Source organism: Mycobacterium sp. 4858 (assembly GCF_900240975.1).
GTDB lineage: Bacteria > Actinomycetota > Actinomycetes > Mycobacteriales > Mycobacteriaceae > Mycobacterium.
The window spans coordinates 49622-70625 of record NZ_LT968776.1 but is presented as its reverse complement, the minus strand read 5'-3'; the positions used below and the strand labels follow the sequence as shown (position 1 = coordinate 70625).

The following is a 21004-nucleotide window of genomic DNA, read 5'->3' as shown; positions in this document are numbered from 1 at the left end:
GGTCGGGTGATGAAGCGGCTTTCGAGCGTTGATGCGGCGTTTTGGTCGGCCGAGACCGCGGGCTGGCACATGCATGTGGGCGCACTGGCGATTTGCGACCCGAAGGATTCGCCGGAGTACAGCTTCCAGCGGCTCCGCGAGTTGATCGTCGAGCGGCTGCCCGAGCTGCCGCAGCTGCGGTGGCGGGTCACCGGTGCGCCGCTCGGGCTGGACCGGCCGTGGTTCGTCGAAGACGAGGAGTTGGACATCGACTTCCACATCCGGCACATCGCCGTGCCGGCGCCCGGCGGCCGCCGCGAGCTGGAGGAATTGGTGGGCCGGCTGATGTCCTACAAGCTGGACCGTGCCCGGCCGTTGTGGGAGATGTGGGTGATCGAGGGCGTGGAGGGCGGCCGGGTCGCGTCGCTGACCAAGATGCACCACGCCATCGTCGACGGCGTCTCCGGCGCCGGCCTGGGGGAGATCCTGTTGGACGTCACGCCGGAACCGCGCCCGCCGCAACGGGAAACAGTCGGTTCGCTGGTGGGCTCACGGATTCCGGGCATCGAACGGCGGGCGGTGGGCGCGCTCATCAACGTCGGAGTCAAGACGCCCTTCCGCATCGCCAGGCTCGTGGAGCAAACCGTGCGCCAGCAGATCGCCGCGCTGGGCGTGAGCGGCCGGCCCCCACGGTATTTCGAAGCCCCCAAGACCCGGTTCAACGCGCCCGTGTCCCCGCACCGGCGGATCACCGGCTGCCGTGTCGAGCTGGCCCGGGCCAAGGCCGTCAAGGACGCCTACGGTGTCAAGCTGAACGACGTCGTGCTGGCGCTGGTGGCCGGCGCCGCCCGGGAGTACTTGCAGAAGCGTGGTGAGCTGCCCGCCAAACCGCTCATCGCCCAGATCCCCGTCTCGACCCGCACCGACGACGACAAGGATGACGTCGGCAACAAGGTGAGCTCGATGACCGTGTCGCTGGCCACCGACGTCGACGACCCCGCCGAGCGGCTGCGGGCCATCCACGAAAGCACCCAGAACGCCAAGCTGATGGCCAAGGCGTTGTCGGCGCACCAGATCATGGGCCTGACCGAGACCACGCCGCCGGGGTTGCTGCAGTTGGCCGCGCGGGCCTACACCGCCAGCGGGCTGTCGCGAAACCTGGCGCCTATCAACCTGGTTGTCTCGAATGTGCCGGGCCCGCCGTTCCCGTTGTACATGGCCGGCGCCAAGCTGGATTCGCTGGTGCCGCTCGGTCCGCCGGTCATGGACGTCGCCCTGAACATCACCTGCTTCTCCTACACCGACTACCTGGACTTCGGTTTCGTGACGACGCCCGAGGTGGCCAACGACATCGACGACATGGCGGACCGGATCGAGCCGGCGCTCACCGAGCTCGAGAAGGCGGCCACGCGGGAGTGAGCTAGCGGCGATCGCGAGCGCGGCGTAGCCGGGCGAAGTCGGGTCGCCGCCGAGCTGGGGAGTGCCCTCGGGTCGCCGCCGTCAGCGTTCTCTGCCAAGGTCTGCGCGCGCTCCTCATCCCTGCGCGCGGAACAGCTGTGGGACTTTATGCCCTATCCGCGACCCGGCGTGCGGCCATAATTAGAACAAGTTGCAGAACGGCTATTAATGCGCCTGTACAGCGAAAACAACAAAATACTCGATCAACATCGCAACGTGCTCTAGTCCTCTGACTAAGTCCGCACGGGTGGAGGTAGCAGTGACGACCATTCAAGAAGTCGATGCCCAGTCCGTTCTGGCCGCCATCGACGACTTGCTGCCCAAGCTGCGGCAGCGGGCGCAGGAGACCGAGGAGCTGCGGCGGCTGCCGGACGCCACCGTCAGCGAACTGCAGGAAATCGGTTTCTTTCGTCTGCTACAACCGGGGCAGTGGGGCGGGATGCAGTGTGATCCGACGGTGTTCTTCGAGGCCGTCCGGCGCCTGGCCAGTGCGTGCGGGTCGACCGGGTGGGTGGCGTCGATTCTGGGCGTGCACAACTGGCATGCGGCACAGTTCGACCAGCAGGCCCAGCACGACGTATGGGGCGAGGACGCCAACGTGCGCATCTCCTCCTCATATGCCCCCATGGGTGCGGGCCAGGTGGTCGACGGTGGTTATCTGGTCAATGGCTCGTGGAACTGGTCGTCGGGTTGCGACCATGCCACGTGGACCTTCGTCGGTGGCCCGGTGATCAAGGACGGCCAGCCGGTCGACTTCGGCAGCTTCCTGATCCCCAAAAGCGATTACCGCATCGACGACGTCTGGCATGTCGTCGGCCTGAAGGGCACCGGCAGCAACACCCTGGTCATCAGGGACGTGTTCGTGCCCCGGCACCGGTTCCTGTCCTACAAGGCGATGAACGACCACACCGCCGGCGGTTTGGTGACCAACACCGCCCCGGTCTACCAGATGCCATGGGGCACCATGCATCCCACCACGATCACTGCACCCATCGTCGGCATGGCATACGGCGCCTATGAATCCCATGTCGAGCATCAAGGCAAGCGGGTGCGCGCGGCGTTCGCGGGGGAGAAGTCCAAAGACGACCCCTTCGCCAAGGTCCGTATCGCCGAGGCGGCCAGCGATATCGACGCCGCGTGGCGGCAGTTGATGGGCAACGTCGGCGACGAGTACGCGTGTCTGATGGCGGGCCGGGAGGTCCCGTTCGAGCTGCGGGCCCGGGCCCGTCGCGACCAGGTGCGCGCCACCGCTCGCGCGGTCGCCTCGATCGACCGGCTGTTCGACGCCTCGGGCGCCACCGCGTTGGCCAATAGCGCTCCGATTCAACGGTTTTGGCGTGACGCGCACGCCGGCCGGGTGCACGCCGCCAACGATCCCGAGCGGGCCTACCTGATCTTCGGCAACCACGAATTCGGGCTGCCACCCGCCGACACGATGGTCTAACTCAACGCTGGTCTGACTCGCAGAGGAGCCACCGATGACCTGCCCACATCTTCCCCCCGGATTCGACCCGACCGACCCGGACATCTACGCAGAGCGACTGCCCGTCGAGGAGCTCGCGGAACTCCGCCGCAACGCACCCATCTGGTGGTGTGACCAGCCCATCGGCAAGGGCGGCTTCAACGACGGCGGCTTCTGGGTGGTGACGAAACACAAGGACGTGAAAGAGGTCTCGCTGCGCAACGACGTCTTCTCCAGCTGGCTCAACGGCGCCATCCCGCGCTTCGCCGACGACATGAGCCGCGAGGACATCGACTTGCAGCGGCTCGTCCTGCTCAACATGGACCCCCCGCACCACACTCGGCTGCGCAGGATCATCTCCCGCGGGTTCACGCCGCGCGCGATCGGCCGGCTGCGTGACGAGCTCAACGAGCGGGCCCAGGCCATCGCCAAGGCCGCTGCCGCCGGAGCCTCCGGGGATTTCGTCGAGCAGGTGGCGTGCGAACTGCCGCTGCAGGCCATCGCCGGGCTACTCGGCGTGCCGCAAGAGGACCGCGGCAAGCTCTTCCGTTGGTCCAACGAGATGACCGGCGCCCAGGACCCGGAGTACGCGCACGTCGATCCCAAGGTGTCCTCGGCGGAGGTGCTGGCCTACGCGATGAAGATGGCCGAGATCAAGAACGAAAATCCCGGCGACGACATCGTTTCCACGTTGCTGCAGGCGGATATCGACGGCGAGAAGCTCTCCGACGACGAGTTCGGGTTCTTCGTGATGATGCTGGCGGTCGCCGGCAACGAGACCACGCGCAATTCGATCACCCAGGGCATGATGGCCTTCTGCGACTTCCCCGACCAGTGGGAGCTGTACAAGAAGGAACGCCCGGAGACCGCGGCGGACGAGATCGTCCGGTGGGCCACCCCGGTGACCGCATTCCAGCGGACCGCCAAGGAGGACACCGAACTGTCGGGCGTGCCGATCAAGAAGGGCCAGCGGGTGTTGATGTTCTACCGCTCGGCCAACTTCGACGAGGACGTCTTCACCGATCCGTTCCGATTCGACATCCTACGTAACCCCAACCCGCACGTCGGTTTTGGCGGCACCGGCGAGCACTACTGCATTGGCGCCAACCTGGCCAAGTTGACGATCAACCTCATGTTCAACGCCATCGCCGACCACATGCCCGACCTCACGCCCATCGCAAAACCGCAGCGGATCCGGTCGGGGTGGCTCAACGGCATCAAGCACTGGCAGGTCGACTACACCGGCGGGTGCCCCGTCGCGCACTGAATGGCGCGACTATTGGGGCTGTGCAACCTTAGGCCGCAGGTTCTCTTCCACCTCGGTGTGCCAATACTTGTTCGCGGCGGTGGTGTCGACCTCGTACTCGAAGCGGTCGGTCATCTCCTGCGTGACGTCGGCGGCGTCGACATAGAACTGCTGATACCAGCGGCGCAGCTGATAGACCGGGCCGTCCTCTTCGACCAGCAACGGGTTTTCGATCCGGGTCTTGCGCTTCCAGATCTCGACGTCCTGCAGGAAGCCCATGCTGACGCCTTCGGTGAATGCCTTGGACAGCTTCTCGGTGGCGGCGTCGTCCATGCCCTCGGGCTTTTTCACGATAATGCCCCACTGCAGCATGAAGGAGTTCTGCGTGACGGGGTAGTGGCAGTTGACGAGGATCGATTCCACCTTGTAGCCGCCGTAGCTGTTGTGCAGCCAGTTGATCATGAACGACGGGCCGAAGTAGGAGGCCTCGGAATCCAGTGTCTGTTCGCCGGTGTAGTGCGAACCGCCGAGCAGCACATCGGGCCGGCCCGCGGTGCGCAGGTATTGCGAAGCGATATGGCCTTCGAAGACGTTTTTGAAGTACGTCGGGAAGCCGTAGTGGATGTAGAAGAAGTGCGCCATGTCGACGATGTTGTCAACGATCTCGCGGCAGTTCGAACCCTCGATGAGCTCACTGCGCCAACGCCATTCGGTCCATTCGTCACTGGCGGCCTCGGGAATGTCGGGAATCTGCAATTCCGGTGACGGCGGGTTGCCCTCCTGGTCGTGCCAGACGAACAACAGACCGTTGTGCACCTCGGTGGGCCAGGAGCGCGTGCGCGCCATTCGCGGAGTGCGCTTGGCATACGGCACCTCTTTGCACCTGCCGTCGCCGCCCCACCGCCAGTCGTGAAACGGGCACGCGACGGTATCGCCCTTGACCACTCCCTGCGACAAGTCCCCGCCCATGTGCCGGCAGTAGGCGTCGAGAACGTGCAGATTGTGTTCGGTGTCGGCGAAGACGACGAGCTTGGTGCCGAAGATGTTGACCGCGTGGGGCTTGCCGTCCAGGAAGTCCTTGACCACGCCTAGGCAGTGCCAGCCGCGAGCAAACCGGGTCGGCAACGTTCCGACGTCAATCTCCCGGACGCCGACGCCAGCGGTATCGATGCTCACTCCACGCCTCCAGTAGCTCATCGGCCGAACTAGAACACGTTATAGTTTCCGCGCATCGCCGCGGCATGGATGCAGGCTAAAGCCCCTAGACGTGTGACTTATTGCCCTAGTGGTGAAGCCTTGCTAGGCCAATCGCTGTGTCATCCGGGTTCGTCGTCGTCGCCGTCTTCGAGGAGTCGTTCGGGGTGGTGGTAGCTGTTGGTGCGTGGTTGTCCGCGGTCGAGGTGGGGTGGGGGGAGCCATTCGGTTTCGCCGCGGGCGTTGGTGCGGGTGGTCCAGCCTTGTTCGGCGAGTCGGTTGTCGGGGCCGCAGGCCAGGGTGAGGTCGTCGATGTCGGTGCGGCGGGTGGCTTGCCATCCGCGGACGTGGTGGACCTGGCTGTGGTAGGCCGGCGCGTCGCAGCCGGGTTTGGTACACCCACGGTCCTTGGCGTACAACATGATTCGCTGCGCCGGGGAGGCGAGACGTTTGGTGTGCCACAGCGCTAGTGATCGGCTCTTGTCGAAGATCGCCAGGTAATGGTGGGCGTGGCCGGCCCAGCGGATCACGTCCGACATGGGCACCAGGGTGCCGCCGGCGGTCAGCGCCTTGCCGGCGGCGGCTTCGAGGTCTTGCAAGGTGGTGGTGACCACGATCGACACCGGCAGCCCGTTGTGGGAGCCCAGGTCCCCCGACGCTAGGAGTCCGCGCAGTGCGGCCAGGAAGGCGTCGTGGTGGCGTTGGGCGGGGCTGCGGGTGTCGTGGCGCACCGCGTCTTCGTCGGGTGTCTCGTCGACCACCGGGGTTTCATCCTCGGGGTTGCACACTCCGGGGGCGGCGAGTTTGGCCAGCATGGCTTCGATGGCGGCCCGCAGCTCCGGGGTGATCAGCCCGGTCAGCCGTGACATGCCGTCGCATTCCTGCTTGCCCAACGTGATGCCGCGTTTGCGGGCCCGCTCGGCGTCGCTGTAGTCCCCGTCGGGGTGTAGCCAATCCAGGATCCGCTGGGCGTATTTGGCCAGCTCGTCGGGCCGGTAGCCGGCGGCCTTGCCGGCCAGGTCGGCCTCGGCGGCCTGGCGGGTGAACACGTCGACCTCAGCCGGGAGTTGGGCGAAGAATCCGCGGATCACGTTGACGTGTCCGTCACCGATCAGCCCCTGGCGCTGGGCGGCGGCGGTCGCGCTCAACCGCGGCGCCAACGGCTCACCGGTCAACGCGCAGCGCTCGCCCAGATCGCGGGCCTCGGCGATGCGCCGGCCGGCCTCGGCTTTGGTGATGCGCAACCGGTCGGCCAGCCCGGTGCGCAGCGAGCCACCCAACTCCTCGGGACTGGCCTGGGCGCCGAGCTGGTTGATCAACGCGTGCTGAGGCGCGCGCAGCTGGCGGGCCACCTGCTCCACCCGCTCCAGGGCAGCCAACCGCTCCGGGGTGGTCAGCACGTCAAAAGACAACCCGCACAACCGGTCCGCGTCGTTATCGAGCGCGTCGATGACCTCGACGATCTCCTCACGACTACTGCCACCCATACCCCAAACCCTAGAAACACCCACCGACAAAAAACGCCACGTTGTGACCACAGAAACCAAAGTGACACAAGGGATTTGCGAGAGCGCACCAGCGGCCCGCTAGCCGCGGGCGGGGCGGGTTCGTCGTGTAGATCCAGGACAGGAACCGCGCGAGAGCGCACGAGCGGCCCGCTAGTCGCGATCGGGCGGGGTTGTCGCGTACACCCAGGACAGGAACCGCGCGACGGCCTCCGCGGACCGATGCGCACGGGGCGAGCTGAAGATGTCGAAAGCGTGTTGCGCGCTGGGCAATTCGGCGTAGGCGACCGGGGACTTAGACACCGCGCGCAGCTCCTCGATGAACTCCTGGGCTTCGCCGACGGGGATCAGGGAGTCGTCGCGGCCGTGCAGGACGAAGAACGGGGGCGCGTCGGCGTGCAGCCGGCGGATCGGCGAGGCGTCGATGTAGACGTCGCGGTGCGAGCTGAATCCCCGCTTCACCACGAACTTTTCGAGCAGCGAGATGAACTCGGGACGACCCTCGCCTTCGGTGGAGAACCAGTCGTAGCGGCCGTAGATCGGGACCGCGGCCGCCACCGACGTGTCGGCGTCCTCGAATCCGGGCTGGAATGACGGGTCGTTGGGGGTCAGCGCCGCCAGCGCGCACAGGTGCCCGCCCGCGGAACCGCCGGTGACGGCGACGAATTCGGGGTCACCGCCGTAGTCGGCGATGTTCTCCTTGACCCACGCCAACGCCCGCTTGACGTCGACGATGTGGTCGGGCCAGGTGTGGCGGGGCGAGACGCGGTAACCGATCGACACGCACACCCACCCGCGGGCGGCCAGGTGGCTCATCAGCGGGTAGGCCTGTGGCCGGCGCATCCCGATCATCCAGGCGCCCCCGGGCACTTGGAGCAGCACGGGAGCCTTGGCGTCGCGCGGCAGGTCGCGGCGGCGCCAGATGTCGGCGAGGTTGGCGCGGCCGTTCGGGCCGTAGGACACCACGTTGGTCTTCTCGACGTAGCGCCGGCGCGCCACCGTGTTGCCCAGGGGCAGGCTGCGCCGCCCGCTGCGGGTGGGTTTGGCGTGGGGCAGGTCGTTCAGCGCCTCGGCGTAGTCGTGGCCGAGCTGCTCGCGCAGGCCCGCCTCCAGCACCGGGCCCGGGGTGGTGATGCCGCGGTAGCGGATCACTCCCAGGATCGCCCACGACGCCGCGGTCATGGCCAGCGCCGCCTTGCCGCGCCGTCCCGCGAAGTGGCCCAGCCGCGCGCGCCGCACTGCGTCCAGCAGCGAGACGGAGAAGTAGATGCCGGGCACCTCCGACGTCGGCCAGCCGAACCAGAAGACCAGCACGGTGCTGTAGCCCTTGCGGGCCAGCGGCCGTAATCCATTGGCGGCGTTGGCCAGTTCGAGCGCGGCCCGCGCCAATGGGCGGGGGCGCACCAAAGGACGCACCAGGCGGCGCGGCAACCGGCGCATCAGCCCTTGACCCGCGACTGCAGTTCGTTGCGCTGGATCTTGCCGGTGCTGCCGCGGGGGAGTTCGTCCAGCACGGCGATCTCGCGGGGCACCTTGTAGTTGGCCAGGTTTTCCCGGACGTGTTGTTTGAGGGCCTCGGGTGTGGCCTCCTTGTCGAGGGAAGCGCCCGGGCTCAACACCACGAATGCCGCCAGCCGCTGCCCGTACTGCTCGTCGTCGACGCCGATCACCGCGGCCTCGGCCACGTCGGGGTGGGCCGCCAGCGTCTTCTCCACCTCGATCGGGTAGACGTTCTCGCCGCCGGAGACGATCATCTCGTCGTCGCGACCCACGACGAACAATCGGCCGGCGTCGTCCAGGTAGCCGACGTCGCCCGACGACATGAAGCCGGCGTGGAAGTCTTTCGTGGTGCCCGACGTGTAGCCCTCGAACTGGGTGTCGTTGCGGACGTAGATGGTGCCGACCTCGCCGGTGGGCAGCTCGTTGAATTCGCTGTCCAGGATCCGGATTTCGGTTCCGCCCGCGGCCCGGCCCGCGGTGTCGGGTGCCGCGCGCAGGTCGGACGGGGTGGCGGTGGCGATCATGCCGGCCTCGGTGGCGTTGTAGTTGTTGTAGATCACGTCGCCGAATTCATCCATGAACGCGATGACGACATCGGGCCGCATGCGCGAGCCGGACGCGGCCGCGAAGCGCAATGACTTGCAGCTGTACCGCTTTCGCACTTCGGGCGGCAGTTCCATGATGCGATCGAACATCACCGGCACCACCGCCAGACCGGTCGCCTGGTTCCGGTCGATGAGGTCCAGCGTCGCCTCCGGGTCGAACTTGCGCCGGGTGACCACCGTGCACGCCATCGACGCCGCGAAGATCAACTGCGAGAAGCCCCAGGCGTGGAACATCGGCGCCGCGATCACCACCGTCTCCTCGGCGCGCCACGGCGTGCGGTCGAGGATGGCCTTGAGCGTGCCGATGCCGGCGTTTCCGCCGGTTTGGTTGGCCCCCTTGGGGGTTCCCGTCGTGCCGGAGGTCAGCAGAATCATCCTGCCCTTGCGGCCGGATCGTTCGGGCCGTTGGCCGGTGTGCTCGGCGATGAGCTGCTCAACGGTCAGTTCGTGGTCGCCGTCGGTCCAGGCCACGATGCGGGTGGCGTCCGGCTTGTCGGCCAGCGCGCGGTCCACCGTCTCGGTGAACTCCTCGTCGTAGACGACGGCGTCGACGCCTTCGCGGTTGACCACCTCGGCCAGCGCTGGCCCGGCGAAGGACGTGTTGAGCAGCACGACGTCCGAGCCGATCCGGTTGGCGCCCACCACCGCATCGACGAACCCGCGGTGGTTGCGGCACATGACCCCGACGACCTTGGGAGTCCCCGAGGGCAATCCCTGCAGCGCCGCGGCGAACGCGTTGATCCGCTCGTCGAGCTGGCGCCAGGTCAGGGTGCCGAGTTCGTCGACCAGGCCCGCCCGGTCCGGGCAGCGTTGGGCCGCGGTGGCAAAGCCCACGGTCATCCCCATGCCCTCGCGGCGCATGGCCGCGGCCATCTTCAAGTAGCGGTCGGGCCGCATCGGCGCGATCATGCCGGCGCGCCTCAGGGTCGTGATGATGCCGACGGCGTCGTTGACGGGACCAAGGAGGGAAGCCACGGCTCAGCCGAGTATCGGGAAGCGTCGCTTGGCGGCCAGGTCCGTGAGGGCCTGCTGCATCACCGACCGCACGTGCTCGTCGACCTCGTCGACGTCCGGGTCGTCACCGAACTCGGCGGCGATGTCAATCGGCTCGAGCACCTGGGTGACGATCTTGGTGGGCAGCGGCAGGTTGGGCGGGATCACGGCACTGAATCCGAAGGGGAAGCCGAACGACAGCGGCAGGATGGCGCTGCGCAGGAGGCGCTTGACCCCCAGCCGCTCGGCCAGCCAGGTGCCGCGTGACAAGTAGAGCTGCGTCTCCTGCCCGCCGATGGACACGGCGGGCACGATGGGAACGCCCGTCTCGATCGCGGTCCTCACGTATCCCTTGCGGCCGTTGAAATCGATGACGTTCTCCGAGAGCGTCGGACGGTAGGCGTCATAGTCGCCGCCGGGGAAGACGATCACGACCCCGCCGGACCGCAGCGCTTGGGCCGCGTTCTCCCGGTTGGCGCGGATGTATCCGGTGCGCCGGAAGAACTCGCCGGTGGGGCCGGTCATCAGGATGTCGTGGCTCAGCGTGTAGACCGGCCGGTCGTAGCCGAACTTCTCGTAGAAGTGGACGCTGAAGATGGGGACGTCCATCGGGAACATGCCGCCCGAGTGGTTGCCGACGACCAGCGCCCCGCCGGGGGGGAACGAATCCAGGCCGCGCATCTCCGACCGGAAATAGGCCTTGAGGGCGGGGCGCATCACGCCCATCAGGCGCTGGGTCAAGACGGGGTCGAATTTGCCGATGTCGCCGGCATCGGGGCGATCGTTGTCGGTCACGTTCCTCCCTAGACGCTCCCGCGAGGCCGCTCGAGGGTGGGGGCCGCGTCGCGTTTCTCGATGGTAGCGATCGGGGTACAACCGCCGTCATGGTGCTTATCTCTTTTCGCTGTCCGGGGATATGGTGCCGTCCGGTCGCGGACGCTATTGTTACGACGCCCTAAGTGAAAATCTCGAGAAGCGGGGAGCCGATGGACGTTGCCGGTTTGTCCCACGAGCGCGGCGCTCGGCGCAGCGTCGGCCTCCGTGAGCGGCGCGCTCGTGCGCCCCACGCCGGCGCCCCGGGCCCCTCGCCGTCCGCCGACCGGCGCGCGGCCGCCGTGGATCCGGGCGCCCCGGATGCGGCGGATCATCGGCAGGCCGACTATTTCCTCCGGCTGCTCTCGCAGAACCGCAGGCTCATCGAGCAGCGGATCGACGACTATCAGAAGGCGATCGCCACCGCGCAGGCCAACGGCGACGTCGATGCCGTCTGCAACCTTCGGCGCATGGCGCGGATCGAGGAACAGGACCGCGAGAACCTGGACGCCATGCTCGAGAAGCTGCGCCACCGTTTCGCCCGCCGGGCTCCGGGTCAGCCGCCGGCGCCCGCCCCGCGGCCGCGCAGCGCGATCCGCTAGCGCGGCATCAATTCACCGGCGGCGCAGCGGTTCTCGCCGCTCGTGCGGCAGCCCGAGGGTGGGCCGCCCCGAATCGGCCCCGCCCGCATCGCCGTCCCGATACATTTGACGGGCCAACTGGTTCTGCCGACACCGAACGAGGCCGCCCATGGGATTCATGACCCCGGACATTCCCGACGTCGACCCCCAGAGCTGGCCCGGTTTGCCGCGATCGACCAGGCGGCAGATCATGACCCGGCACTGGGTCGAACACGGCTTCGGCTCCCCGTACGCGGTCTACCTCTTCTACATCGTCAAGATCGCGGTGTACGTCGTCGGCGCCGCCGCGGTGATCTCGCTGACGCCGGGCCTGGGCGGGCTCGGGCGCATCGCCGACTGGTGGGCGCAGCCGATCGTGTATCAGAAGGTGGTCATCTTCACGCTGCTGTTCGAGATCCTGGGCCTGGGCTGCGGATCGGGGCCGCTGACCGCGCGGTTCTGGCCAGTGTTCGGTGGCTTCCTGTATTGGTTGCGGCCCAACACGATTCGCCTGCCCCCGTGGCCCGACAAGATCCCGCTGACCGGTGGCGACAACCGCACCGTCGTCGACGTGGCGCTCTACCTGGTCGTGCTGGTCTCGGGCGCCTGGGCGTTGCTCTCGCCCGGGCGAGGTGGGCCGGTGACCGCCGGCGGCGACGTCGGCCTCATCGATCCCGTCCTGGTGGTGCCGACCATTGTCGCGCTGGCCCTGCTCGGGCTGCGCGACAAGACCGTCTTCCTCGCCGCCCGCGGCGAACACTACGGGCTGACCCTGCTGGTCTTCTTCTTTCCCTTCACCGACCAGATCGCCGCCTTCAAGATCATCATGCTGGCGCTGTGGTGGGGAGCCGCGACGTCGAAACTCAACCACCACTTCCCGTACGTCGTGGCGGTGATGATGAGTAACAGCCCGGTGTTGCGCAGCAGGGCGTTCAACTGGTTCAAGCGCAGGCTCTACCTCGACCCGATAAACGACCTGCGCCCGTCGTGGGTGCCCAAGGTGATGGCCCACGTTGGCGGGACGACGGCGGAATTCTTGGTGCCCTTGGTCCTGGTCTTCTTCGCCGACGGGCACCGGTGGGCGTGGTTTCTCATCGCCTTCATGGTCCTTTTCCACCTCAACATCACTTCCACGATTCCGATGGGAGTTCCGTTGGAGTGGAACGTGTTCTTCCTGTTCTCGCTGTTCTACTTGTTCGGCCACTATGCCGGCGTCACGGCCCTCGGCCTCAGCTCACCGCTGCTGTTGGTCATCCTGATCGCCGCGCTCGCGGTGGTGCCGATCGTGGGAAACCTGTTCCCCAAGCAGATTTCGTTCCTGCCGGCGATGCGCTATTACGCCGGAAACTGGGCCACCAGCCTGTGGTGCCTGCGCGCGGGCGCTGAGGACAAGATCGACGCGGCCATCACCAAGCCCGCGGCGCTGGTCCCCAAACAGCTTGCGCGGCTTTACGATCCGAACACCGCCGAAATGATGATCGACAAGTTGATGGGCTGGCGGTCCATGCACACGCACGGGCGGACGCTCAACGGGCTGGTGGCCCGCGCCCTCGACGGGCTGGATGAGGCGGACTACAAGCTGCGCGACGGTGAGATCATCGCCGGGCCGCTGATCGGATGGAACTTCGGCGAAGGCCACCTGCACAACGAGCAGTTGCTCGCGGCGGTCCAGCGGCGCTGCGGGTTCGACGAGGGCGACGTCCGGGTGATCATTCTGGAAAGCCAGCCGATCCACGTCCAGCGCCAGGAGTACCGCATCGTCGACGCCAAGACCGGCGTGATCGAAGAGGGCTACGTCGACGTGGAAAGCATGCTGGCCCGCCAGCCCTGGCCGGAGCCCGGCGATGAGTACCCCGTGCAGGTCACCACGCGACGCAGCGCCCTATGACCAGGGCGGTGGTGGTCGGCGCCGGCCCCAACGGCCTGGCCGCGGCAATCCACCTGGCGCGCAACGGCGTCGACGTGCAGGTGTTGGAGGCGAGCGACACCGTGGGCGGGGGAGCCCGGTCGGGCGAACTCACCATGCCGGGGGTCATCCACGACCACTGCTCGGCGTTTCACCCGCTGGGCGTCGGTTCGCCGCTGTGGAAGCAGATCGACCTGCAGCGCCACGGGTTGCAGTGGAAGTGGCCGGAGGTCGACTGCGCGCACCCGCTCGACGACGGCACCGCCGGCGTGCTCTACCAGTCGATCGAGGAGACGGTGGCCGGCATGGGGTCCGACGGCCCCCGATGGCGGCGGGCGATCGGTGACCTGGCGTCGGGATTCGACGAGCTGGCCGAGGATCTGCTCGGTCCGGTCCTGGGTGTCCCGCGGCACCCCATGCGGCTGGCCGGCTTCGGGCCGCGGGCGTTGCTGCCGGCCACCACCATGGCCCGCTGGTTTCGCACCGAGCAGGTGCGGGCGTTGTTCGGCGGCTCCGCCGCGCACATCTACACCCGGCTGGATCGCCCGCTCACCGCGTCGCTCGGGCTGATGATCCTGGCCAGCGGGCACCGCTACGGGTGGCCCGTCGCCGAAGGGGGGTCGGGCTCGATCACCCAGGCGCTCGCCGCCGCGTTGACGGAGCACGGCGGCACCATCACCACGGGCGTGCGGGTCGCCGGCCGCAAAGACATTCCCGGCGCCGACATCGTCATGCTCGACCTCAGCCCCGCCGCGGCGCTCGCCATCTACGGCGACGCGATGCCCGGCCGGATCCGGCGGTCGTACCGGCGCTATCGGGCGGGCTCGTCGGCGTTCAAGGTCGACTTCGCCATCGAGGGCGACATCCCGTGGACCAACCCCGATTGCGCCCGGGCCGGCACCGTGCATCTCGGCGGCACGTTCGCCGAGATGGCGGACACGGAACGCCAACGTGCGCAAGGGAAGATGGTCGACCGGCCGTTCGTGCTGGTCGGCCAGCAGTACCTGGCCGACCCGTCCCGCTCGGCGGGCAACGTCAACCCGATCTGGGCGTACGCCCACGTGCCGTTCGGCTACGACGGCGACGCCACCGCCGCCGTCGTCGCACAGATCGAGCGGTTCGCGCCGGGCTTCCGCGACCGCGTCCTCGCCACCGTCAGCAAGGGCACCGCCGATCTTCAGGCCTACAACGCCAACTTCGTCGGCGGCGACATCATCGGCGGCGCCAACGACGGCCTCCAGGTCATCTTCCGGCCCCGCATCGCCGTCAATCCCTACACGCTCGGCGTCCCGGGCGTCTACCTGTGCTCGCAGTCCACGCCGCCGGGGGCGGGCGTCCACGGCCTGTGCGGTTACCACGCCGCGGAGTCGGCGCTGAAGTGGCTGAACAAGCCGCGCCGCGGCTGATGTCACATTGGTCGCGGGAACCGGGGCGGCAACCGCGCAGGTTGCTGATCTAGGCTGACCACGAGCGCGTAATCAGCGGACTCAGTAAAGACATCGTCAAGACAGGGAGAGATCAGTGACGGTCCGAGTAGGCATCAACGGCTTCGGTCGAATCGGACGCAACTTCTACCGGGCCCTGCTGGCCCAGCAGGAGCAGGGCACCGCGGACATCGAGGTGATTGCGGTCAACGACATCACCGACAACCACACACTGGCGCACCTGCTCAAATTCGACTCGATCCTGGGCCGGCTGCCCTACGACGTCAGCCTGGAAGGCCAGGACACCATCGTGGTGGGCCCGCACAAGATCAAGGCGCTCGAGGTCAGAGAGGGCCCGGCGGCGTTGCCCTGGGGTGACCTGGGCGTCGACGTGGTCGTGGAATCCACCGGGCTGTTCACCAACGCGGCCAAGGCCAAGGGCCACCTGGACGCCGGCGCCAAGAAGGTCATCATCTCGGCGCCCGCCACCGACGAGGACATCACCATCGTGCTCGGCGTCAACGACGACAAGTACGACGGCAGCCAGAACATCATCTCCAACGCGTCGTGCACCACGAACTGCCTGGCGCCGGTGACCAAGGTGCTGCAGGACGAGTTCGGCATCGTCAAGGGCCTGATGACCACCGTTCACGCCTACACCCAGGACCAGAACCTGCAGGACGGCCCGCACAAGGACCTGCGCCGGGCGCGGGCGGCGGCGCTGAACATCGTGCCGACCTCGACCGGCGCGGCCAAGGCGATCGGCCTGGTGATGCCCGAGCTGAAGGGCAAGCTCGACGGGTACGCGCTGCGGGTGCCGATCCCCACCGGCTCGGTGACCGACCTCACCGTCGAGCTGGCCAAGTCCGCCAGCGCCGACGAGATCAACGCGGTGTTCAAGGCCGCCGCCGAGGGCCGGCTCAAGGGCATCCTGAAGTACTACGACGCGCCCATCGTGTCCAGCGACATCGTCACCGACCCGCACAGCTCGATCTTTGACTCCGGGCTGACCAAGGTGATCGACAACCAGGCCAAGGTGGTGTCCTGGTACGACAACGAGTGGGGCTACTCCAACCGCCTCATCGACCTGGTCGCGCTGGTCGGCAAGTCGCTGTAAGCCCAAGCAGTCGTGACGATTCCAACTCTGAAAGACCTGCTGGCCGAGGGGGTTTCGGGTCGGGGTGTGCTCGTGCGCTCCGACTTGAACGTCCCGCTCGACGACGGTGCCATCACCGACCCGGGCCGGATCACCGCATCGGTGCCGACGCTGCGGGCGCTCGTCGACGCCGGCGCCAAGGTGGTGGTCACCGCGCACCTAGGCCGGCCGAAGAACGGGCCCGACCCGAAGCTGTCGCTGGCGCCGGTCGCCGCGGCGCTCGGTGAGCACCTGGGCCGGCACGTGCAGCTGGCCGGTGACCCCGATCGTTCCCCAGTCGGTGGCGACGCCCTGGCCCGCGCCGAGGGGCTGACGGACGGCGACGTCCTGCTGCTGGAGAACATCCGCTTCGATCCGCGGGAAACCAGCAAGGACGACGGCGAGCGGCTCGCCCTCGCTCGTGAACTCGCCGAATTGGTCTCGCCCGGAGGGGCTTTCGTCTCCGACGGATTCGGGGTGGTGCACCGCAAGCAGGCCTCGGTCTACGACGTGGCCACGCTGCTGCCGCACTATGCCGGCACCCTGGTGGCCGACGAGATCCGGGTGCTCGAGCAGCTGACCAGCTCGACCACCCGTCCGTACGCGGTGGTGCTCGGCGGGTCGAAGGTGTCCGACAAGCTCGGCGTCATCGAATCGCTGGCCACCAAGGCCGACAGCATCGTGATCGGCGGCGGGATGTGCTTCACCTTCCTCGCCGCGCAAGGGTTTTCGGTGGGGAAGTCGCTGCTGGAAGAAGAGATGGTCGACACCTGCCGCCGACTGCTGGACACCTACGTCGACGTGCTGCGGCTCCCGGTGGACATCGTGGTGGCCGAGAAGTTCGCCGCCGACTCGCCGCCGCAAACGGTGGCGGCGGACGCCATCGGGGACGACGTGATCGGGCTGGACATCGGACCGGGATCGGTCAAACGCTTTGCGGCCCTGCTGTCGAACGCCGCGACCATCTTCTGGAACGGCCCGATGGGCGTGTTCGAGTTCCCGGCGTTCGCCGCGGGCACCCGCGGCGTCGCCGAGGCCATCGCCGCGGCGACCGGCAAGGGCGCGTTCAGCGTGGTCGGCGGCGGTGACTCCGCGGCCGCGGTGCGCGCCCTGGGCATCCCGGAGGGCGACTTCTCGCACATTTCCACCGGCGGCGGCGCGTCGCTGGAATACCTTGAGGGTAAGACACTTCCGGGCATCGAGGTGCTTGGGGAGCCGCAGCCGGGTGGAGGGGACGCGTGAGCCGCAAGCCGCTGATCGCCGGCAACTGGAAGATGAACCTCAATCACTTCGAGGCGATCGCGTTGGTGCAGAAGATCGCGTTCGCGCTGCCTGACAAGTACTACGACAGGGTGGACGTCACCGTCCTGCCGCCGTTCACCGACCTGCGCAGCGTGCAGACCCTGGTCGACGGCGACAAGCTGCGGCTGACCTACGGCGGCCAGGACCTGTCCCAACACGACTCGGGCGCCTACACCGGCGACATCAGCGGCGCCTTCCTGGCCAAGCTGGGCTGCAGCTTCGTCGTGGTCGGGCACTCCGAGCGGCGCACCTACCACAACGAGGACGACGCGCTGGTGGCCGCCAAGGCCGCCGCGGCGCTCAAGCACGAGCTGACCCCGATCGTGTGCATCGGCGAACACCTGGACGTCAGGGAGGCGGGCAATCACGTGCCGCACTGCGAGGAGCAGTTGCGCGGCTCGCTGGCCGGCCTGTCCGCCGAGCAGATCGCCAAGGTCGTCGTCGCCTACGAGCCGGTCTGGGCCATCGGCACCGGACGGGTGGCCAGCGCGAGCGACGCCCAGGAGGTGTGCGCGGCCATCCGCGCGGAATTGGCCTCGCTGGCCTCGCCGCAGGTCGCCGAGTCCGTGCGGGTGCTCTACGGCGGCTCGGTGAACGCCAAGAACATCGGCGAACTGATCGCCCGCGACGACATCGACGGGGCCCTGGTCGGCGGGGCGTCGCTAGACGGTGAGCAGTTCGCGACGCTGGCGGCGATCGCCGCCGGCGGGCCCCTTCCGTAGGGCGGGCCGGCTACCCCGGTAAGCTCTCCGTCATGGAGTTGGCCCTGCAAATCACCCTGGTGGTCACCAGCGTGCTGGTGGTGTTGCTGGTGCTGTTGCACCGTGCCAAGGGTGGCGGCCTGTCGACGCTGTTCGGCGGCGGTGTGCAGTCCAGCCTTTCCGGCTCGACGGTGGTGGAGAAGAACCTGGACCGGTTGACGCTGTTCATCACCGGCATCTGGCTGGTCTCCATCATCGGGATGGCCCTGCTGATCAAGTACCGGTGACCCGTCGGCGGGCGGACCACGTGATCCGCACCGATACTGGGACACATGGTTGACGTTTCCGACATCGCGCTGGAACCGATCGGCGCCGTGCAACGGACGCTGGTCGGTCGCGAGGCGACCGAGCCGATGCGTGCCGACATCAGGCTGCTGGGCACCATCCTCGGCGACACCGTGCGCGAGCAGAACGGGGACGAGGTTTTCGAGCTCGTGGAGCGCGCCCGGGTGGAATCGTTCCGGGTGCGCCGCTCCGAGATCGACCGGGCCGACCTGGCGCGCATGTTCGACGGCATCGACATTCACCGAGCGATCCCGGTCATCCGCGCATTCAGCCACTTCGCGCTGCTGGCCAACGTGGCCGAGGACATCCACCGGGAGCGCCGCCGTGCGATCCACGTCGCCGCGGGCGAGCCGCCGCAGGACAGCAGCCTGGCCGCGACCTACGCCAAACTCGATGGCGCCGAACTCGATTCGGCCACGGTGGCGACCGCGCTGCGCGGGGCCCTGATCTCCCCGGTGATCACCGCCCACCCCACCGAAACCCGGCGGCGCACCGTCTTCGTCACCCAGCACCGGATCACCCAACTGATGCGGCTGCACGCCGAGGGGCACACCGAGACCGACGACGGGCGCAACATCGAGCGCGAGTTGCGCCGCCAGGTCCTCACCCTGTGGCAGACCGCGCTGCTCCGGTTGTCCCGGCTGCAGATCACCGACGAGATCGAGGTGGGGCTGCGCTATTACGCGGCCGCGTTCTTCCAGGTCATCCCGCAGGTCAACGCCGAGGTCCGGGACGCATTGCGGGCCCGCTGGCCCGATGCCGATCTGCTCGCCGCACCGATCCTGCGCCCCGGTTCCTGGATCGGCGGCGATCGCGACGGCAACCCCAACGTGACGGGCGACGTGGTGCGCCAGGCCACCGGCAGCGCCGCGTTCACCGCGCTGTCGCACTACTTGGCCGAACTCACCGCCCTCGAGCAGGACCTGTCGATGTCGGCCCGACTCGTCCCGGTCACACCCATGCTGGCCGAATTGGCCGAGGGCTGCGGCGAGCAGGCCCGCGCCGACGAGCCGTACCGGCGGGCGGTGCGGGTGATCCGCTCGCGGCTCACCGCGACGGGCGCCGAGATCCTGGACCGCAGGCCGCAGCATGAGCTCGACCTCGGCCTGCCACCGTACGCGGCCCCGGCCGAACTGCAACGGGATCTCGACACCATCGACGAGTCCCTGCGCGCCCACGGCAGCGCGCTGCTGGCCGACGACCGCCTGGCCCTGCTGCGAGAAGGCGTGAGCGTCTTCGGTTTTCACCTGTCCGGTTTGGACATGCGGCAGAACTCCGACGTCCACGAGGAGGTGGTGGGGGAGCTGCTGGCCTGGGCCGGGGTGCACCCCGACTACAAATCCCTGCCCGAGGAGGAGCGGGTCGCGCTGCTGGAGGGCGAACTGGGCACCCGGCGTCCACTCATCGGTGACCGAGGGCAACTTTCGGACCTGGCCCGCAAGGAGCTCGAGGTCGTCAGCGCCGCCGAGCACGCCATCGGGCGCTACGGCCCGGCCGCCGTCCCCAACTATGTCATCTCCATGTGCCGCTCGGTGTCCGACGTCCTGGAGGTGGCGATCCTGCTGAAGGAATGCGGGCTGCTGGACGCCTCCGGGCCGGAACCCTATTGCCCCGTGGCCATTTCGCCGCTGTTCGAGACCATCGATGATCTGCACAACGGCGCGGCCATCGTGGACGCGATGCTGGCTCTTCCGCTGTACCGGGCGGTCGTCGACGCGCAGGGCGGATGCCAGGAGGTGATGCTCGGCTACTCCGACTCGAACAAGGACGGCGGTTACCTGGCATCCAGCTGGGCGGTCTATCGCGCCGAGCTGGCCCTGGTCGAGGTGGCCCGCAAAAACGGAATTCGGTTGCGGCTCTTCCACGGTCGCGGCGGTACGGTCGGACGCGGGGGTGGGCCGAGCTATCAGGCCATCCTGGCGCAGCCGCCGGGCGCGGTGAACGGCTCGCTGCGCCTCACCGAGCAGGGCGAGGTGATCGCCGCCAAGTACGCCGAACCGCAGTCGGCGCGCCGCAACCTGGAAAGCCTGGTGGCGGCCACGCTGGAGTCGACGCTGCTCGACGTCGAGGGCCTGGGCGGCGCGGCCGAGCCGGCCTACGCCGTGCTCGACGAGGTGGCCACCCTGGCGCAGCGCGCGTACGCCGAATTGGTGCACGAGACACCGGGATTCGTCGACTACTTCACCGCCTCCACGCCGGTCAGCGAGATCGGCTCGCTGAACATCGGCAGCCGCCCGACGTCGCGCAAACCCACCTCGTCGATCTCGGACCTGCGCGCCATCCCCTGGGTGCTGGCGTGGAGCCAGTCCCGGGTGATGCTGCCCGGCTGGTACGGTACCGGGTCGGCCTTCGAGCAGTGGATCGCGGCCGGCCCCGAAAGCGAAGAGGAGCGCGTCGGGATCCTGAACGAGCTGTACGAGCGGTGGCCCTTCTTCCGCAGCGTGCTGTCCAACATGGCGCAGGTGCTGGCCAAGAGTGATTTGGGCCTGGCGGCGCGCTACGCGGAGCTCGTCGGGGACGAGGAACTGCGCGAACGGGTGTTCGGCAAGATCGTCGACGAGCACCGGCGGACCATCGCGATGCACAAGCTCATCACCGGTCAAGAGGATCTGCTGGCCGACAACCCCGCGCTGGCGCGCTCGGTGTTCAACCGCTTCCCCTACCTGGAGCCGCTGAACCATCTGCAGGTGGAGTTGCTGCGGCGGTACCGCTCCGGCGACGACGACGAACTGGTGCAGCGCGGCATCCTGCTGACGATGAACGGATTGGCGAGCGCGTTACGTAACAGCGGGTAGCGCCTCGACTAACCGTCCGTA

Annotated in this window: 16 protein-coding genes; 11 read left to right on the top strand and 5 right to left on the bottom strand. The window is 67.9% G+C overall.

From position 1 onward, the window contains the following. The first annotated feature begins 9 nt into the window (after positions 1-9). The 3 genes from C1737_RS08470 (at position 10) to C1737_RS08460 (ending at position 4166) form a co-directional block, all read left to right on the top strand. Positions 10-1398 carry a wax ester/triacylglycerol synthase family O-acyltransferase gene (locus tag C1737_RS08470; protein ID WP_067928583.1) on the top strand — a complete coding sequence of 463 codons (1389 nt, stop codon included), beginning with the start codon at positions 10-12 and terminating at the stop codon, positions 1396-1398. Positions 1399-1696: 298 nt separating this feature from the next. Then, entirely contained in the window at positions 1697-2881 is a 1185-nt protein-coding gene (gene hsaA / locus C1737_RS08465) for a 3-hydroxy-9,10-secoandrosta-1,3,5(10)-triene-9,17-dione monooxygenase oxygenase subunit (RefSeq protein WP_102417873.1), read from the top strand. 34 nt (positions 2882-2915) lie between these two features. Beyond that, on the top strand, positions 2916-4166 hold the full coding sequence (locus C1737_RS08460) for a cytochrome P450 (RefSeq protein WP_068098167.1): 1251 nt from the start codon (positions 2916-2918) through the stop codon (positions 4164-4166). Between the two features lie 9 nt (positions 4167-4175). Here C1737_RS08460 and C1737_RS08455 read toward each other — a convergent pair whose 3' ends face one another. From C1737_RS08455 to C1737_RS08435, 5 genes are all read right to left on the bottom strand, one after another. Continuing rightward, positions 4176-5321: a Rieske 2Fe-2S domain-containing protein gene (locus tag C1737_RS08455; RefSeq protein WP_102417872.1), complete on the bottom strand. Its 1146-nt coding sequence runs from the start codon at positions 5319-5321 to the stop codon at positions 4176-4178. Between the two features lie 140 nt (positions 5322-5461). After that, a complete protein-coding gene (locus tag C1737_RS08450; protein ID WP_102417871.1) occupies positions 5462-6826 on the bottom strand; it encodes an HNH endonuclease signature motif containing protein in 1365 nt (454 codons plus the stop codon). A 171-nt stretch (positions 6827-6997) separates the two neighbouring features. Beyond that, the gene (locus C1737_RS08445; protein ID WP_102417870.1) at positions 6998-8284 is read right to left on the bottom strand and encodes an alpha/beta hydrolase; all 1287 of its coding nucleotides are present in this window, start codon (positions 8282-8284) and stop codon (positions 6998-7000) included. Further along, positions 8284-9924: an acyl-CoA ligase FadD12 gene (gene fadD12 / locus C1737_RS08440; protein ID WP_102417869.1), complete on the bottom strand. Its 1641-nt coding sequence runs from the start codon at positions 9922-9924 to the stop codon at positions 8284-8286. Before fadD12 ends, C1737_RS08445 begins: the two co-directional genes overlap by 1 nt. A 3-nt stretch (positions 9925-9927) precedes the next feature. Next, positions 9928-10668: a lysophospholipid acyltransferase family protein gene (locus C1737_RS08435; RefSeq protein ID WP_102419856.1), complete on the bottom strand. Its 741-nt coding sequence runs from the start codon at positions 10666-10668 to the stop codon at positions 9928-9930. Between the two features lie 233 nt (positions 10669-10901). Between C1737_RS08435 and C1737_RS08430 the strand changes: the two genes are divergently transcribed. The 8 genes from C1737_RS08430 (at position 10902) to ppc (ending at position 20983) form a co-directional block, all read left to right on the top strand. Then, positions 10902-11357, top strand: coding sequence for a hypothetical protein (locus C1737_RS08430; RefSeq protein ID WP_233214720.1), 456 nt, complete (start codon positions 10902-10904; stop codon positions 11355-11357). A gap of 148 nt (positions 11358-11505) precedes the next feature. Then, on the top strand, positions 11506-13263 hold the full coding sequence (locus C1737_RS08425; protein ID WP_102417867.1) for a DUF3556 domain-containing protein: 1758 nt from the start codon (positions 11506-11508) through the stop codon (positions 13261-13263). Further along, complete coding sequence (locus tag C1737_RS08420; protein WP_102417866.1) at positions 13260-14687, top strand: NAD(P)/FAD-dependent oxidoreductase; 1428 nt, start codon at positions 13260-13262, stop codon at positions 14685-14687. Before C1737_RS08425 ends, C1737_RS08420 begins: the two co-directional genes overlap by 4 nt. A gap of 115 nt (positions 14688-14802) precedes the next feature. Further along, entirely contained in the window at positions 14803-15822 is a 1020-nt protein-coding gene (gap, locus tag C1737_RS08415; RefSeq protein WP_102417865.1) for a type I glyceraldehyde-3-phosphate dehydrogenase, read from the top strand. A 12-nt stretch (positions 15823-15834) separates the two neighbouring features. Further along, on the top strand, positions 15835-17082 hold the full coding sequence (gene pgk, locus C1737_RS08410) for a phosphoglycerate kinase (RefSeq protein ID WP_067928553.1): 1248 nt from the start codon (positions 15835-15837) through the stop codon (positions 17080-17082). Further along, positions 17079-17864 carry a triose-phosphate isomerase gene (gene tpiA, locus C1737_RS08405; protein ID WP_067928554.1) on the top strand — a complete coding sequence of 262 codons (786 nt, stop codon included), beginning with the start codon at positions 17079-17081 and terminating at the stop codon, positions 17862-17864. Before pgk ends, tpiA begins: the two co-directional genes overlap by 4 nt. 32 nt (positions 17865-17896) lie before the next feature. Continuing rightward, a complete protein-coding gene (gene secG, locus C1737_RS08400; RefSeq protein ID WP_067408932.1) occupies positions 17897-18130 on the top strand; it encodes a preprotein translocase subunit SecG in 234 nt (77 codons plus the stop codon). Positions 18131-18175: 45 nt separating this feature from the next. Continuing rightward, on the top strand, positions 18176-20983 hold the full coding sequence (gene ppc / locus C1737_RS08395) for a phosphoenolpyruvate carboxylase (protein WP_102417864.1): 2808 nt from the start codon (positions 18176-18178) through the stop codon (positions 20981-20983). Positions 20984-21004: the final 21 nt, after the last annotated feature.